Raw genomic sequence first — 15,796 nt, forward strand, 5'->3', positions numbered from 1 at the left:
CTGCCGCCGACGCTCCGGCCCGACCGGATAGTGCTCGAGCTGCCGGCATCAAGAACTGCCGTTACGCGCTCTGGAAGAATCCGGAAAACCTGACCGAGAAGCAGCAAGCCAAGCTCGCCTGGATCGTGCAGACCGACCCTCGCCTGGCCCGCGCCTACTACCTGAAGGAAGGCCTCCGCGTCATCTTCAAACTGCCTCTCGGCGAGGCGACCGAGGCTCTGGACAAATGGGTCGGCTGGGCCCGCCGCTGCCGCATCCCTTCCTTCGTGAAACTGCAAAAGAGCATCGTCAAGCACCGCACCGCGATCCTCGCGTCCATCGAGCACGGTCTCTCCAACGGCCGCGTCGAATCCATGAACACCAAGATCCGCCTCATGACCCGCATCGCCTTCGGCTTCAAATCACCCGACGCCCTCATCGCCCTCGCCATGCTCAGCCTCGGCGGTCATAAACCTGTGCTTCCAGGCCGGAATTAACCCACGGAAGAGTCAGGAGAGCCCCTTTAATGAGGCGTACAGGAGCACACCGCTTCGCGGGCCGGCGGCCGAGAAGATCGTCACGAGAACGAGCCGAGCACTCTATCCCAGCACATTCGTTCCCTACTCAAGCGACATTTCAGCGTTCGAACCGTGGCGTGGCTTCTCAATCCAAGGCGCGATCGATTTTGGGCTCGACGTCCTGCCAGCGACGAGCCATCCGAACGCGAAGACGCTCGAGTACATCGGCGAAATTGTTATCTTTGCGGCCGCCGACGCCGGATTGTGGGAGTACAGCGATAAGTCTGCGCCAGAGGGTAGCGTCCGGCATGCGCTCTCTAGCGGTTGGAGGTTGGAGAATGCGCGGACGCACATCGAGGACAAGGTGGGGTCACGTTCTAGCGGGGATCACACAGCGGAACAGATAGACGATATATCGAGGTTGACTGAACTGGTTGATCAGCTAGCAGGCGAGGTGGCCTTAGACCTAGAAGTCCGAGCGAGAGCATCAATTCAGCAGATGATGATCGACGCGCCGACGCCGGTCCTCCAGATAACCCCGGCCATCACTCGTTTTTCCCGTCCCGCAGCGCAGTGGCTATTCAGACGCGCTGAAGGCGGCCGGCTGATCAGCTTTGAGAACCTCTCGAAAGCGGAACGAATCTGGGCCAGTGCCGCGATCACCGACGCGCTCTACTGGCATCGACGGGAACACACCTCCCGGCCCGGCGAGGAACTTCGACCAGTTCTCACGATCTTGGACGAACCGGAAACTGCACTCCACCGATCCGCCGAGGCGCACACCGCTCGCGCCCTGGTCGATCGAGCACGGGATCCACGCAGAATAATTGTTGCCGCCACACACTCTCCCAACTTGCTCGATGCCGGGGAAGCACGCATTATCGAAGTCAAACGAGGCGGTGGGACGAATGGTGCCTCCGTGGTCCGCGAGCTCAACCTTGCCAACAAAGAAGCACTTGGTGAGCTCGGGTTGATGCCGAGTGACCTCTTACGATGGCCGCGAATCTTCCTGCTCGTAGAAGGTGCGCACGATGAAGCGCTACTCGATGCCTATTTCGGAGACCGGTTGCGTGCGGCGCGCGTCCAAATACTGCCATTGCGTGGGGCAACGAAGCTCCCGGGGACGATCGACAGCCGTGTGCTGTTCGACTTCACGGGCGCGCACCTCGTTGCTCTTGTCGACAATCAAGACCCCGAGCAACTTAGGGCGGCCTGGGCGGAGGCGCTCGAAAATCGAGCATCCGGCACCCTTGAAGCAGCCACGGCTGGTCTGGCCGACGCCATCCTCGGTGACGCGGACGAAGCTCGATTCCTTCGCGAGTGGCTCACCGCAGCGCTCCGGACCGGAGTCGAAAGTCGCGTCACACCGTACAGCCTGAAGGCAAAGGACATCATCGAATACGTGCCGGTCGGATCCCTCATCGACACGCACGCGTCTTGGGAAACCGTACGGGCGGAGCATGCGGCCGCTCTTGCAGCCCGGAACGGATCGCCAAAAGACTTCAAGAAGTGGATCGAAGCGACCTATAAGGTCGGCATCACCCCGGACCTGCTGCGGGAGGCCGCCCGCGGGGTGGACCGCGCGCCGCAGGAACTTGAACGCCTCATGAAGTCTCTGGAGGCGATCGCGCACCAGTGAGACCCCGTACAGTCGCCTGAATGCCAAGCTCCGAGTATCCGGAGACTGCATAGTTCCGAAGTTATCCGGTCGCGGCAGGGCACAGCCAGGTCCTCACCGTCGGCAGTTTCCTGCCTGTTTGCATATGAGGTGTTATCGGCGCTGGGGCCGGAAATCTCAGTTATCGCGTGAAGAGTCGTGCGCGTCGCTCTCTCGGTCGACTCTTAATCTTCAACATCCCGTTGCGTTACCTCACCCGCAAGCACCTGATCAACTTGCTTGGCGAGTCCGAGGTGTCCAGCTTCACCGAGCGCATTCATAAAGGACGACGCGTCTCGTTTGAGCGCTTCATCGCTTGATTCGATCGCTTTGGCGATAACCATTGCGACTACGTTCTCGGAGAGTTCGTAAGTTGCCATGCTTCGAGCCTGGTTGGTGGAAAGAAGAAGCTTCATGATGTCGAGCGCGCTCCTGGGATCGAGTTCGGACGCGGCCGCAATCTCCTTCCCGATCATAAAGCGCTCGCTCGCCACCTTTGGACTTAGCTCCAGCATCCTTTGGAATCGCGGAAGCCACCAATCGGGGCGAAATTTCCCGCTCTTGACAACCCAGTGGAATTCCCGCAATTCGGGCGCGTCTCCGATTGTGCGTTCTACGTGGGCGAGCCGAGCGTCCCAGATGGCCGCAAACCTCCCGCAAATATCTTCTGCAACATCATTGGAGTGCATAAACTCCCAGCCGACATGGCCGAGTGCAGCGCCACGGACGGTTGGATCGGCAGTACCGAAGAAGACAGTCACTACGGGATCATCCCATTCCGTATCTCCGAAAATCATCGATTTCACCGCCCACTCGCCAATGCGCTGAAGCGGGTCCGAATCGATCCGCCAGCCGTCGACGATCGGATCGGCCAATTGCATCGCCGCGAGCATAGAGGGCGTGAGCAACTCGTAAAGTTTGTGATGGTAGTGGTGGATGGCCATAGCAGTGGTCAGTGCAATCTGCTGATTCCTGTCGATGCCCTCATCCGTGCCATAGATGCTGGGTAAGAGACCCCTCATCCAGATCTCGTCAGATGTTAGGAGGCGGCCGAGAGCTTCCCCCAACACCGCGCGCGACGCCCCTCGCGTGTCCGTTCGCCCGAGCTCTCGGTCGATTTCGCTTCTCGTACGCTCATGCCAGGGCGCCTCGGGGCCATGCGTCAAGAGTCTCACTAGCCCTCTGAGTCGTATTGGCCACTGCCAGTTGATCGATAGAGCTAGCGGATCCATCCCGCTCTCGTGATCGCCATCTGCATACTGCAACCAAGCGGTCTCGTCGCGGGATGTCTCAATGAGCAGGTCAGCGAATCGTGCCAAGGATCTCGGGGGTATAACCAGCTCGGTATCCGTTGTCCCAACTAGGTTTCCGAGTAGGCTCACAGCGGCTTTCTTGCTCCATCCGTAGTCCCGGTCGTCATCAAACTTGCCTCCTTCCACTGGAAAATCTAACAAGTAGTCGTGGGTGAGAACCCCTTCGATGACATCAGCAACCCGCGGCCAGTCGAGGGAATTGTTTGCTAAAAAGGCGGCCTCCCAACCGCTGAGAATGGCTCGCAAGTAAGTGGGTCGGAGCCGTTCAATGAGATTAATCCCTCCATCAACCGAAGCAGGGTTACTTGTTACGAGCGACGCCAATGCGCGAGCCTGGCCTTCGTGCGATGGTTCAGGGCCCCAACCATCGGCGGTGTCGTGCCAACCCTCGAGATGAGCGATGAGCGCTGTCGGGCTCATCGCAGCCATTTCCTCATGCGTCAGCGGGCTATTCGGTCCCGTCCATGTCGTGATCTGCAACGGCGGCCTCAGCGGGTTTTCCAATGTACCGCGCCGGTTGTCGAGCGTTGCGAGCAGAGACCGTGGGTATTCCGGAAGAGCCTCAGCGCCGATAGAGGCGAGCCACAGGTGCTGCCAGTGCTCCACATAGTCGCCTACTTTGTGTTCGATCTCGTCCGCGGTCTCGTCACTGTCACGCAGCAGGCGCGTGCGGAGCTCATCATTACCCAGTGGCGGACCAGACTTAATGAAGTCGCCGAGTGGCTCCAGCGCAGCCGGGGAGTGCTTTCCGACAGCCCGCGCGAGCTCTGCAAACTCTGCTCGGCAGCGTTCGTCGTTGGCCGAAGGCTCGAACATAAGCTCTATAGCAATCGCCACAAGTGCTGACGCCGCGTCCGACCCAGGGATGGCCACCGACAGAGACCTGGCGTTTGCGAACATTGCAATGCGCCGCGCGAGCATGAGGTTTGTTCTCACCAGGAGCGACGCTGTCTCAGCGGGGTGATCGGTCATGCGAGTCAAAGCCAGGTCACGGACACCGTCTATCAATGCATCTTCGACCTTTCTGTATCCGTCGCGACGTGCATTGATATTTGGTCGGGAAAACGACCAACCGTCGGACTGGCCGCTCACGCGCTCGTATTCAACGAGCCAGCCGAGCACGAGAGGGAGTCCTTCTCCGCCCAATGAGGCCACGACCCGCAGCAGGCCTGCGTCATACCAGTATTCTTCGAGAACGAGATTTGGCTTTGTTGAGTCCGTGCTCTCGCCAGGCCGGAAGAGCACATTTGCGATCCACGCGCCAACCTTCCGTTGCCCGCCATCGATCAGGTTGACTACGAAGTCCACCATCGCTCTCGGGTCTGTTCGCCAGCCGAAGCCGGATGACAGCCAGGCCTTTAGAAGAGGCTTCAACCGGGCCGCTTCTGGGGCTGGCACGGTCCCGCCTATTTCAAAGACAGCACGCCGCACCCACGCATTCTCACTATCCACCAACTTAAGAAGTATGTCCACAGCAGCAGTTGGCGCCGCAGCAGCCACACGGACCACGTACTCGATTTCCGGCCAAGAGGGGTCACTAATGGAGCCGTCATCCAAGGTGACTCGAATTGGTGGGCTTGCGAACGCACCCTCCTTGGCGAGCGGTTCCAACCAAAGTGGATTCTTGAGGCCCTCGAAGAACGCCCGACGTAGATGCAGCGTTGGGATCCGCCGTAGTGCTTCCCGCACTTGCTGTTCGGTCGGTGCTTTGTAGTCAGTCATTCAGTTTCCTCGGTGGCGGTGGCGTTAGCTATGTTAAGAATGTCCTCGACGGCGCTCAAGTTCTCGAAGAACACTGCAGTGCGAACGTCGATGACGTCTTCTACGACTCGGATGTTCGTCCTGACCTCGTCGTCCGTAGGGAGGGACCTCCCAGCATCCGGATTGCGGTCGAGATGCGTCCACTGGAGAAAAAAGCGTTGCGCCGAATTCCACTGGCTGATGAGTGGGTGTTTTGTATCTGCTCCGTCAGTCAAGAGTGCCGCAGCATTGGCGACATTTATGCCTCGCTCTTTGACTGCCGCTGCCACGAGATCTGCAATCGCCGCCGCAATCGCACTCGGCACGGGGACAATGTCCTGCGCTGCCCGAAGGTCAAAGCCAGAGTGAGCGGCCACTAGGTCAGGAAGACGCCCGGTCAGAGATACAGAGCTTGGATTTGGTCGCGGCGTGCTACCAACAGCCATGACGGCCGGCAGTCCATTCATGACCTCTCGCATGCAATGGCAGATGATCGACACTCGGGCAGTCTCCAGCCCGGGAGCGATGTCTGCATCGAGTTCTTGTAGCGCTGCGCAGTACATGCCGGCCAATCGAGGGCTTCGATCCATGAGCGCATCACGGATCTTCGCGCGACGTCCCCCCAAATTCGCGCTCGACGAAATTGCCATTCGGAGTCGCTACCTTCTAGGCCCGGCGTGGAGACTGTTGGATAGAGCACACGACGGCAGCGCCCCGCGCGACGCAGTGCCGGAGGAATGACAAAGCGCGCACTCGCTGTCCGTACTTAACGAGCACCCCCGCGTTCATGTCAGCAGTCTCGAAAAACGCTGAGCGAATCGAAGACATCGAATTTGTCGAAGCTCGGTCCAGCCACCTAATCGAGCGTAAGGTCTCGCATCATTGTCAATCACCCTCACAGCCTACTGAGCCGCATGGACATAGCTGGAAGAGATGAGGCTGGACCATACCGCCAGGCTCCAAATTCGTCAGTGCGATTGATCCACTCCGGCACCGGCATGTCCACCGCCAGCGAGCGGTGTGCCGCTAGTCGCCTTGGTGGCAGCCTGCAGAATAATGGCAATGACGAGGAATGAAGAACAGTGGCGAATTTCGCGCATTCTTACATAACCGGTCTTATCGGTGCGACCAGGAGCGAGAACGATTTCGGATGGGGAGGAGCCCGACCGAAAATCTCCCTCCCGTGCTTACCTTCGCGTGACGTCCGGAGGCTGGCGCGTTTGTGGCTCGCTAGTTGATCCGGGACGGTCCCAGATCTGGAGCCGGCGGAGCTGCGGGCGCCCGTGGCAGTCCAAGATGGAAGATGTCCTCCAATATATCGAATGCCCTCGGTTGAAGTATTTCCCCGGGGAAGTACTCCTCGAACAATTCCTCCGCCTCGTCCGCGGAATTGATGCCGACCAGAGTGAGCAGGACCGCGATGTCGTCGTCATCCCGGCCAGGCCTGGACGCCTTGAGCTTCATGGCGAGCAGACACTCAGGTGAGGCCACCCACACGGACACACACTCATCGTCGTAGAGGGATTCCCAGCCGGGGTCCTTCGCGATGGGGATGTAGGTCTCCGCGTTGGTGTTGAGCCAGTCACCACCCCACCCTCGGTTGTCGGCGATCTCGAGGGCGTACTCAAGCGCTCGGGCAGAGGGATGGATCTTCGCGTCGATATCGTCGGTGAGACCACGATCAGGGATATACCGAAGGGACAATGCGGCGCCTCCAATCAGGTAGACACCGGTGCTCTGACCGTCTCCATGCAGACGTTGGACAAGGTCCCGGAGCCCGTCGATCAGGTCGGCTCGGCCAAGACGGTTGGCGCTCTGCGGCATCCTTAGACACTCGCCAGGACGGACTTGTCTAGCGCTATGTTGCGACGGGAGAACTCTGCCGGCACGTTCTCATCCCGAATCGTCCTCGTGTAAGCGCTGCTTGAAAGGATCGTTCGCTGTGGCACGGCACGATTTGGGGACTCAACCCACTTGGGGATAGGGAGTCCATCCCGTCGAAGCCAATATTCGGAGACCGCCGCCAGCGCGGCATCCCAAAGCACGGAACCAGTGGGCTCAGGCTCGTTCGCTGCAAGGACGACACGCGTGACGCCGTCTTCAGCCGCCAAATTGTCGCTGAACTGGATGAAGCTTCGAAACGCGGACTGCACATCACCAATCGCGAGTTCATCATGTATCGCAGCACCAGCCTCTAAAGACCCTGCTCTGCGGGTAGGCACGACGCCCAGGCGGTTGCCGGTGGCAAGCAGTAGCTTGTCAAGTGTCGCTGCGCTTGGCTCACGCCTCCCATTCTCGATGTGCGAGAGAGCCGGTGCAGAGGTTTGGGCGCGCTTAGCGACGACTCCTTGCGACAGCCCGTGGGTGCGACGAATTGAGCGAAGGAAAAGCGAGGATGCGTTCATGGTTTCACCTCATAAGTTTACGTATTCGATAATAGCACCGCAGCTGTCTGCGTTGACAATGCAATGTCAAAACCATGCAGAGCACCGGCTGCCCAGCCGGGAGCCTCACGTTGTAAGTGCGTTCACACCGTATTCACGGTTGGCCCCCTGCCGAGATTGCGTCGACTGACAAGCAGTCAAGGGTGTCGCTCCCACCAGGCTCAAACACCACGCACCTGGCGTCGATTCCAACGCAGCCAACGTGGCGCAGGGCCATAATAAATCCGGTCTGCGCATTCGAGGTCCTAAATTGATCGCATGATCGATCCCATCGCTGTTAAGGTGGCCGAGCTTGGTGCGCGGTCTCTGGGCGCTGTCATAGATAAACTCCTCGGGCCCACCGCCGAAGAGATGGGTAAGGATCTTGTCGAGTCGTACACTCGACGGAGAAATGTACGGCGCGTGGCAGCGCGTGCCGCTGAACGCTCGAATCCAGATTCACCCGGCGCAATACCGGCACGCGTTGCCGCGGAAGTCTTCGACAAAGCACAGTGGGCTGACGACGACTTTGTAGCGGAGTATTTGTCCGGGGTTCTAGCTTCTGCCCGCACCCCGGAAGGTCGAAATGACTCTGGCGTCTCATGGACTGCCTCGTTGTGCGCCTTTCTGCCGACCAGCTCGCTCTGCACTGGTTGACCTACAGCGGGTTTCAGCGGTGGGCAAGGGGCAGGGGCTGTGACGAATTCTGGCCGCTGCTGAGCAATCAACTTGTCACGGACTATGCCGGAATGTTAACGGCTCTCGGATGGCCGTTGACGAGCGAGACCGACACGACCCGCTTGACGGAGGCCGCATATGGTCTCAAGCGCGAGGGGCTGCTTTCTGACCTAACACACGGAAGCGGTGACTTCCTTCAGGAGGAAGTCGTCTGGACCAAAGGTCGGAAGTTCGAATCCGACCGGGGCTATCTGTCTTGCAAAGCCACAAGCGACGGCGTAGGTCTGCTGCTGCACGCAATTGGTCAAGGAAACGTTTGGTGTGGGGCAATTGGCGAGGCAATCATTAGTGCCGCGGTGGACGCTACGAAGTCACTTCCTCAAGGAAGTTCCGCCATGTTTGTTGAAGACTTTCCGACGGCTACCGAGCCTGCCGTCTGTTATTCCTTCAAATCTCGTCCAACGGTTGCTAAGTCCATTTCTCCAACTCATTCGTCCCTGTCCACACTCCACAGGTACGGCACATACATGGCCATACCGATGCGGTAATTGACGGGCGGTGGCGACCCGAGCGTCACCTGCAGGAACGTCTTACGCGCAAGGAGACCCTAGTCGCGCTCGAGCTGATGCCCGTAGGTAACCCACCAAAGTCAACCGTGGCCGACCAACAGCTTCACGTAGCCTCGGACTGAGTGAACCGCCTTTGTCTGTCAGCGACGGTTAGAAATTGAGTCGGAATCGACGGTGAAAACTGAGCCGCCCGAGCACGATTGATGGGTGATTACGGTGGAAGAGTGGGCTTTGGTGCGTCGCCTTCATGTGAATGAGGTCATGTCGCAGCGCGAGATCGTTAAGCGGTTGGGCGCGCGGAACACGATCACGAAAGCGATCAAATTAGAGAAACCTCCCAAATATGAGGGCACGGATCGGACCTTCGGGATGCGGAACCTAGACCCCGGATTCGGGAACTGTTGGCGCAGGACGCGCGGATGCCAGCAGCGGTGTTGGCCGAGCGGTTAGCGTGGACCGGTTCGATTACGTGGTTTCGGGAGCATTTTCTCTCCACCAATTTTTCGCCTCTCGACGGTTTCCGCCGTCATGGAGTGTTGTCGGGTTCAAGCCCCAAGGAACGGTTGCAGGCCAAAAGTTATGAAGGAGCGCAGCGGGAAAAGAAGTTTTTGCCGAAACTGTGACGACGGCCTGACGCCAGCAGTACAAAGTGAACAATCCCCCAGACAAAAAACAATAAAGTTGCCGTGCGCCGACCTGCACAGTCGGGCACCAGAGTCCCTGGCCCCTCGAGTATGGATTCGACGGTTCGGCTAGCGTGCCAGCCGCCAGTGGCCCCGCTCGGCGCTTCCCAAAAAGCGTGAGCGCGCGTCACCATTTGTCGGCCATTCGCCCGGCCTGACGACACGCCCAGATGGTGTGGCCCTCCCCCTTTAGCGGCATTCGCGGATCGTGGGGTGGCGCATCATGCTGAGTCCACGCCGGCTTGAGGAGCGCGCTTGTGGAGGACATGGGACCGGTGTCCGAAGCGGCAAAATCCCAGTTGCAATTTCGAGCGAGCCGACACACAGCGCGGAACCTGCGCGGTGGCCTTCATGACTCGTACTTGGTGCGGAGATCGTGCTCGAGGCCGGTACTGGTATCGATTCCGTTAGCGACTCGCAGCCGACCTCTGCGAATAAGGCCCTGCTAGTTGCCTAGGATGAGCGCATGCGGGACTCAACCAAAGGATATTTTCAGGCGCTACGAGAATTCCAGGCAGCGCTGACCGCGCGGGATTACGATCGTGCAAACGTCGTTCAGAAGCGGGGTCTGATAGAACTCAAATCCTGCCTCAGTGCCCTTAGCGCCTATATGGGGACGAATCTTCCGCCGAGCGTTCCGTTCGTGGATGCTCAAGGGCTGTCCATAGCCGCGCTCTTCAACGATCCGGAAGTGATTTCGACGTTAGAGCTGCTCGCCCTCGAGCCTCAACTGACGGATCGGCTTTCGATCACCGGCTTACACCAAGACATCGCAAGCGTCGCCTCGCTCCGTCAGATGATCAGAACGCAGCCGGGAATCACTCGCGTCTCCGCGGTTGAGCGAGTCAAAGTCGAGACAATGACAACGGGACGTCGAATCGGCAGCCTGCTCGATTACATGGCTAAGGCGGAGGACGTGAGAGAGGACCGCACCGACGGATTCGCCCGCTATTGGACGGTTGAGAAAAAGACGAAGCGTGACGACGGACTAGTCATCAGGACACAAGAAGAATCTTTCAGAGCAGGCTGCGACTTCCTATTGCCTGAGCCAGTCCAAATGCCTCTGCAGCGGGCCTCACCGGGCCCACCCCATCCGGAGAACTGGATTGAGCCGCCTGGCATCACACTGGATCTCTACCATCGACTTATCGACGAGCGGGGTGCAGCACCGAAAGTTCTTGACTCTGACCGACCGCTGAGCTTCGGTGAAAATATTCCTGCGGAGGAACGACTCACCGGCCGTGGAAAGGCCATCGTTGTTGCCAACAACACCTGGATACTTTTTCATCGGCGCCCGCCCACCTCGCTCCGCTCACACGGGTACGCCCATATCCGAGACGCAGAAGGACGCCTTATAGGTCAGCTTGAGCTGGGACACGATTTCATCCGCGTGTACTCTCACCGCTCCCGTGAATTTGTCATCATCCTTGACTCGGATCTCGACGTTCATGTTTACCGGGAATCGGGTGAGCGTATTGAACGGATCTCCCTCCGGGATACTCCGGAAGTTGTCGAAACCGTCCGTGCTTGGAACGCGGCCGCTGCATTCCCCATCAAGAGCACGGCCGCCGTCAGAAGCATCGACTTTGATCCAGCATCGAGAACCTTCCTGGTGACCGTGCTTAATAGAGTCTGGGTGTTCTCACTCAACGGCGACGTACGATACTGCCGTCGCGTCGCCGCCCCCGGGGCCAGCCCCGTCCACTGGCCGAGTGCAGGAAAGGAAGATATCTCCTTCGCGGCTGAAGTCCTCGGCTTGCCTGTCGACATCACCCGGGACGAGATGGTTGCATACGCCAAAGAAACTGGACTCGTCGTGGTGGGTGAATCTATCGGATTCGGCGAGGACGCCGCCAGACTTCAGCCCGATACACTGTCAGACGACTGGATCTACTTCTCCTGGCTGACACCCGATGGCGGATGTGTCTTCTCGACATACACCGGTCTTACCGTCCAGCTGGACGCTAACGGTCAGACAGTCGGAACGTGGTACTCCGGGACTGTCTCGAGTTGCCTCACTGACGCAGACGACCGAGGAGGCCTTGATTCAGGGCCTCGATTCCATTCATGGGCGCTGACCACCCCCGGCTGGTTCGCCGTCCATACACCAGTACTTCTCACGATCGCCTCGGTACCACCGACGCGCATTACGAAACAGATAGTCCTGCCTAAGAATTACACAACGATTTACCCTGCCGGCAACCGGATCGTCGTTGAGACGAGAACGGGGCGGTACCTCTTTGACGTTGATTAAGGGCCTTCATGCCGATCAGCGGAGGCAAAACTCCGCGCGAAATGATGCCCCCGATCAATCAGCGGATCAACTCTGGGTAGTAACGAGGCGTCTGGCGAGTAGCGCCTGATGGTAGCGCCAGTCCAGGTAGTTGGTGTGTAACCTCGTGACATCGTGGACAGTGGATCTCAGCACTTCGTGGACGCGGGGTCTCATGGCTTCGTGTGTCCTGTCTCAGCGCATCGTGGACACTCGATCTCATGACATCGTGGACAGGATGTCTCACAGCATCGGAGACATTTGCGGCGGTGATAGTTGGGGAATGACGAATTCTCTTTCACCCCAGACTCGTGCCGCGATCATGCATTACGACCCGACTCAGCCTCACGCGCTGTCGATTATCGGGTTCTGCCGCTCTCTGAAGATCTCTCGGAGCGTGTTCTACAAGATCCGTGGGCGAGCTGTCCACGAGGCTACTGCTGCGCTGCACCCACGCTCTCGCGCGCCAAAGGTCCCAGCGCGGCGTTATGGGCAGGTCGTCGTGAATGAGGTGGTGAAGATCCGCAAACAGCTCAAGACTGATGGTTGGGATTATGGTCCTCGCTCGATCTATTACGAAGCGGCGATGGACAGCGCGTTCCCCGGCGGGAAGGTTCCGTCGGTGGCGACGATTGCACGTCTTTTGGCCAGCGTCGGGCAGGTGGACGCGTCACCGAGGAAGCGACCGAAGTCGTCCTACATCCCGTTCGTGCGCGCGACGGCGATGTCACTCTGGCAACTGGACGCGTTCGAGTACCGGCTGGCGAACGGGCAGACCGTCACGGTGTATCAACTGCTCGACGACGCCAGCCGATACGACGTGGGCTCCGACGCGTATTCGCGTCATGAGAATAGTGCTGATGCCAAGGACGTCCTCGAACGGGCAATCGCCGCATGCGGGGCGCCCCGGGAAGTGTTGTCGGATAACTCGATGGCGTTCAACCAGCTGCGCGCAGGCACGATCGGCTCCGTAGAGGTCTTTCTGGCATCGAAAGGCACCATGCCGATCAGCGGGCTGCCGGGTAAGCCCACCACACAGGGCAAGAACGAGCGCTCCCATCAGACGTTGATCCGTTTCCTCGACGCCGACCGGCCGGCCACTCTCGAGCATCTCCGTGTCCGGATCCAGCGTTTCCGGGAGCACTACAACAACCGCCGACCGCATCAGGCCCTCGAGCAAGCTACGCCGCGGGCGGCGTGGGACGTGCTCGAGCACACGCCAGCGACCGAGCCGATCCCGCTGTCGGTGCTGGAAGCGAAAGCCTCGGAGTACCGGCAGGCTCGCTCGCGACGACAGTCCGACCTTCACCGGAGCCCCAGATTCCGAGCATTGTGGGCTGATACGGCCTGCGAGAACACGCCTGTGCGTATGCGGCGGCATCGGCCTTCCATGTTCCGTCGTCGAAGTCGCAAGCCAACAACCGGCAGGTGTCGTCGTTCAGCATCGGGTATAGGCCAGCGTGAAGGCCCTCAGTGCCGCTGCGGCTTCCCACCAGATGTCGTTCGATGACCTCATCAGACAGCGGGAGAAGGTCGGCGGTCGTAACGGCGTCGGTATAGTAGCCGCCGCGCACAGCGGGGCTCCATCCGCTTCTTCTGGTCTTGCTGCTTGTCCAGCGGGTCGCGTACACATCCTCTCTTCCCACGAAAAGCGATCGGAACAGAGCGATCTTGTCGGCGCCAGATGAATCGTGTCGGACACCAGACTGAACCGACGGTCCCGGCCCCGAATCGCCAATCGGATGGATTGTGTCCGCCTGCCCTGACCCCACGGAGAGTGATGCCCGACTGGCGAGTAGACCGTGGAGAAGGCGACGTGAGTCTGCTAAATCTGCTTCGAGAAACGCTACGCGTTGCTCAAGGGCAACAATATCGGCGTCCAAATGGCGTGATTCCACAGCCTCATTGTGCACGAGCGACGGGAGTATTTCCCCAGTTAGCGTGCCCGGATGCGATTTACCCAGGCTGAGCATGCCGTCGAGGGCACACCGGCGCACCACCGGCATCCACTTGAGCGAACCGCTGACGCCCACGATGCGGGCGCTCGCTCTTGAGGTTCTGCGCAACCGAACGTATCGCCGGTTGTTCAGCGCGCAGATCGTGGCGCTGGTCGGAACCGGAACGCTCGCCTATGTCGGGATCGCCCCGGTGATCTCCGCGCTGACCGCGCATGTGCCGCGCAAAACCCTGCCGTCAGGAAATGTGTTGCGCGCGCGATCGTCACCCTCTCGCTGCCGTTGGTCACCGAAGCCTCGCCGGGATACTCGGCGCCCTGCTCGGCTTGGCCGTACCCACTGCGGTCGTGCTCGCCGGCATCAGCGCGCTTCGAGCGTGGACGACTCAGACGTTGCCCCTGGCACTCGTGGAACCAACGATGGCCACCTGACAGATAACGGTCTTGAGCGATCGCGATGGCCGCAGCATGTGATGTCACGATCCGCGTCGTTGCTCTCGCTCCCGCGAGATCACGCATGTCGACTGTCAACCTCCCCGGGAGGTCTCGACCGAGGTCAAGCAGATATTAGTCGTAGCAGCCGTCCGCACTCGAGGACTAACGCGTTTGGATCTTGCAGAAGGCCTGTGCCTTTTTCAGGTCCACGTCCCCTTCAGCGATGGCGATCTCATCTGTGATGTCGATTGGCTCGTTCAACCCGGCGTCGGTCGCGCGCATCCAGTAGGCCCAGCAGGTTCCGGTGCCGCCCGTGGGGTGCCCGTGCTTGGAGATAAAGCGAACCCCAAGGGGCTGCGTGCCATCGAACAAAGTCACCGTGTCTCTCAGCCACCCCGCGAGCAAGGTGGTAATAGCCCGGGCGTCGCTCGTGACGTGGCCAACAGTAAGGCCACCGGTGACACCCAATTCGGTCAGTTCGCTGTCGAGATGATCGGAAAGCGCCGCGAGAGTTCTGGTCGATGTAATATCCACCCACCAACCCGGTGGATAGTTTAAACGATAGATGGCCCGGCCATCCCGCCACACTTTCGGGAGCCACCGAGCTCGCATGGTTCCCGCCTGATCCCAGTCGGCGACGACCATGGTCCAGTATGCGTCGAGCGGGACTCCCATCGCGTCCGCGTCTTTCTGCAGGGCGCGGCGGGCTCCGTTGATTTCGGTTCGGTATGGAGCGAGGAGCTCCATAAAGGAAGTCAGCCGGTCGTCCGTGGAGTACAGAGTGCGCCCTACGGTGTCGAACCGGCTCCAACCGGCAGGTTCGATCGAAACGCCGGCAACTAATTCTCGCAGCACCGGAGCGAGCGGCCCAAACGATGTGCGGGCGATGCGGTGACTGCCCGGCAACGGATCATCGACGAGCTCCAAGCCCGTGCGAGCACATATTTGGATCAACCCGAAAACGAATCATCGATGACGGCCTGAACCGCAGTGGCTGCTTCCTTGAAGCGGTCTTCACGGATGGCGGTAACCGGGGTGTCATAGTTCAGCCACGGGTTCGCGCCAATAAACCAGGCACGGGCGACGTGCTCACCCTCAGCCTCGACCAGAATCGTCCACTGCTCGTAGGCGAACTGCAGGCGTCGCATCGCTTCGTTCTTCGGTGCAGGACCATCGGCCTTCGCCCACCGATACGGAAGCTTGACGTCCTTACTCCCCGAAAGAGAAGCCACAAGGGTCCCACCCAAAGACGCATTCAACCGTCGAGTGATTTCTCGAATGTCGAGCTTAATCATCCGCGTGTGAGCGGTGGTGACGTGCGTGGAGATAGCCATGAGATCCTTATCGCCGATGGCACCCGAGGAAACTCTCGGATTACTTCAATACCACTCAGATTACACCAAATTTTGATTTCTGGACAAGACGACGCAGGAGCATCCATCCCGGCGCGATAACGGCCCCAAAACGGGCTCTCCTGACTCATCCGTGGGTTAAATCCGGCCTGGAAGCACAGGTTTATGACCGCCGAGGCTGAGCATGGCGAGGGCGATGAGGGCGTCGGGTGATTTGAAGCCG

At 59.6% G+C, this 15,796-nt stretch carries 10 protein-coding genes and 2 pseudogenes; 5 read left to right on the plus strand and 7 right to left on the minus strand.

Translation table 11 applies throughout. The features are described from left to right. Together E3O06_RS07365 and E3O06_RS07370 are read left to right on the plus strand one after the other, a co-directional pair. Positions 1-476, plus strand: a 476-nt coding sequence (locus E3O06_RS07365; protein ID WP_166788136.1) for a transposase, incomplete at its 5' end; no start/stop codon positions are given. 520 nt (positions 477-996) lie between these two features. Then, positions 997-2,136 (plus strand): OLD family protein, encoded by a 1,140-nt coding sequence (locus E3O06_RS07370; RefSeq protein ID WP_134502339.1) that lies wholly within the window; start codon positions 997-999, stop codon positions 2,134-2,136. A 203-nt stretch (positions 2,137-2,339) separates the two neighbouring features. Here the strand turns inward: E3O06_RS07370 and E3O06_RS07375 are convergent, their stop codons facing one another. From E3O06_RS07375 to E3O06_RS18395, 4 genes are all read right to left on the minus strand, one after another. After that, positions 2,340-5,189, minus strand: a complete 2,850-nt coding sequence (locus E3O06_RS07375) for a hypothetical protein (RefSeq protein ID WP_134502341.1) — start codon at positions 5,187-5,189, stop codon at positions 2,340-2,342. Next, a complete protein-coding gene (locus E3O06_RS07380) occupies positions 5,186-5,857 on the minus strand; it encodes a hypothetical protein (RefSeq protein WP_134502343.1) in 672 nt (223 codons plus the stop codon). Before E3O06_RS07380 ends, E3O06_RS07375 begins: the two co-directional genes overlap by 4 nt. A 580-nt stretch (positions 5,858-6,437) precedes the next feature. After that, positions 6,438-7,031, minus strand: coding sequence for a DUF6036 family nucleotidyltransferase (locus E3O06_RS17975; RefSeq protein ID WP_134502345.1), 594 nt, complete (start codon positions 7,029-7,031; stop codon positions 6,438-6,440). 2 nt (positions 7,032-7,033) lie between these two features. Further along, positions 7,034-7,612 (minus strand): helix-turn-helix domain-containing protein, encoded by a 579-nt coding sequence (locus E3O06_RS18395; RefSeq protein WP_134502347.1) that lies wholly within the window; start codon positions 7,610-7,612, stop codon positions 7,034-7,036. Positions 7,613-9,296: 1,684 nt separating this feature from the next. Here E3O06_RS18395 and E3O06_RS07395 point away from each other — a divergent pair. The 3 genes and pseudogenes from E3O06_RS07395 to E3O06_RS07405 form a co-directional block, all read left to right on the plus strand. After that, on the plus strand, positions 9,297-9,500 hold the full coding sequence (locus tag E3O06_RS07395) for a hypothetical protein (RefSeq protein ID WP_134502349.1): 204 nt from the start codon (positions 9,297-9,299) through the stop codon (positions 9,498-9,500). A 526-nt stretch (positions 9,501-10,026) separates the two neighbouring features. Continuing rightward, a complete protein-coding gene (locus E3O06_RS07400; protein ID WP_134502351.1) occupies positions 10,027-11,814 on the plus strand; it encodes a hypothetical protein in 1,788 nt (595 codons plus the stop codon). 301 nt (positions 11,815-12,115) lie between these two features. Continuing rightward, positions 12,116-13,231 (plus strand): annotated as a pseudogene (locus E3O06_RS07405) (integrase core domain-containing protein); the annotation flags it as partial. Here E3O06_RS07405 and E3O06_RS18400 read toward each other — a convergent pair. From E3O06_RS18400 to E3O06_RS07420, 3 genes and pseudogenes are all read right to left on the minus strand, one after another. Further along, positions 13,191-13,838 (minus strand): annotated as a pseudogene (locus tag E3O06_RS18400) (TOTE conflict system archaeo-eukaryotic primase domain-containing protein); the annotation flags it as partial. The pseudogenes E3O06_RS07405 and E3O06_RS18400 overlap by 41 nt on opposite strands. 545 nt (positions 13,839-14,383) lie before the next feature. Beyond that, positions 14,384-15,148 carry a hypothetical protein gene (locus E3O06_RS07415; RefSeq protein ID WP_134502354.1) on the minus strand — a complete coding sequence of 255 codons (765 nt, stop codon included), beginning with the start codon at positions 15,146-15,148 and terminating at the stop codon, positions 14,384-14,386. Between the two features lie 23 nt (positions 15,149-15,171). Further along, positions 15,172-15,555: a hypothetical protein gene (locus E3O06_RS07420; RefSeq protein WP_134502356.1), complete on the minus strand. Its 384-nt coding sequence runs from the start codon at positions 15,553-15,555 to the stop codon at positions 15,172-15,174. Positions 15,556-15,796 lie beyond the last annotated feature (241 nt).

The sequence above is a fragment of the Cryobacterium glaciale genome (assembly GCF_004402535.1).
GTDB lineage: Bacteria > Actinomycetota > Actinomycetes > Actinomycetales > Microbacteriaceae > Cryobacterium > Cryobacterium glaciale.

Bases quoted from the DNA above. Each gene is read 5' to 3' on its own strand.
- E3O06_RS17975 (WP_134502345.1), bottom strand. From the start codon at position 7,031: ATGCCGCAGAGCGCCAACCGTCTTGGCCGAGCCGACCTGATCGACGGG.
- E3O06_RS07400 (WP_134502351.1), top strand. From the start codon at position 10,027: ATGCGGGACTCAACCAAAGGATATTTTCAGGCGCTACGAGAATTCCAG.
- E3O06_RS07395 (WP_134502349.1), top strand. From the start codon at position 9,297: ATGCCAGCAGCGGTGTTGGCCGAGCGGTTAGCGTGGACCGGTTCGATT.
- E3O06_RS07420 (WP_134502356.1), bottom strand. From the start codon at position 15,555: ATGGCTATCTCCACGCACGTCACCACCGCTCACACGCGGATGATTAAG.
- E3O06_RS07375 (WP_134502341.1), bottom strand. From the start codon at position 5,189: ATGACTGACTACAAAGCACCGACCGAACAGCAAGTGCGGGAAGCACTA.
- E3O06_RS07370 (WP_134502339.1), top strand. From the start codon at position 997: ATGATGATCGACGCGCCGACGCCGGTCCTCCAGATAACCCCGGCCATC.
- E3O06_RS18395 (WP_134502347.1), bottom strand. From the start codon at position 7,612: ATGAACGCATCCTCGCTTTTCCTTCGCTCAATTCGTCGCACCCACGGG.
- E3O06_RS07380 (WP_134502343.1), bottom strand. From the start codon at position 5,857: ATGGCAATTTCGTCGAGCGCGAATTTGGGGGGACGTCGCGCGAAGATC.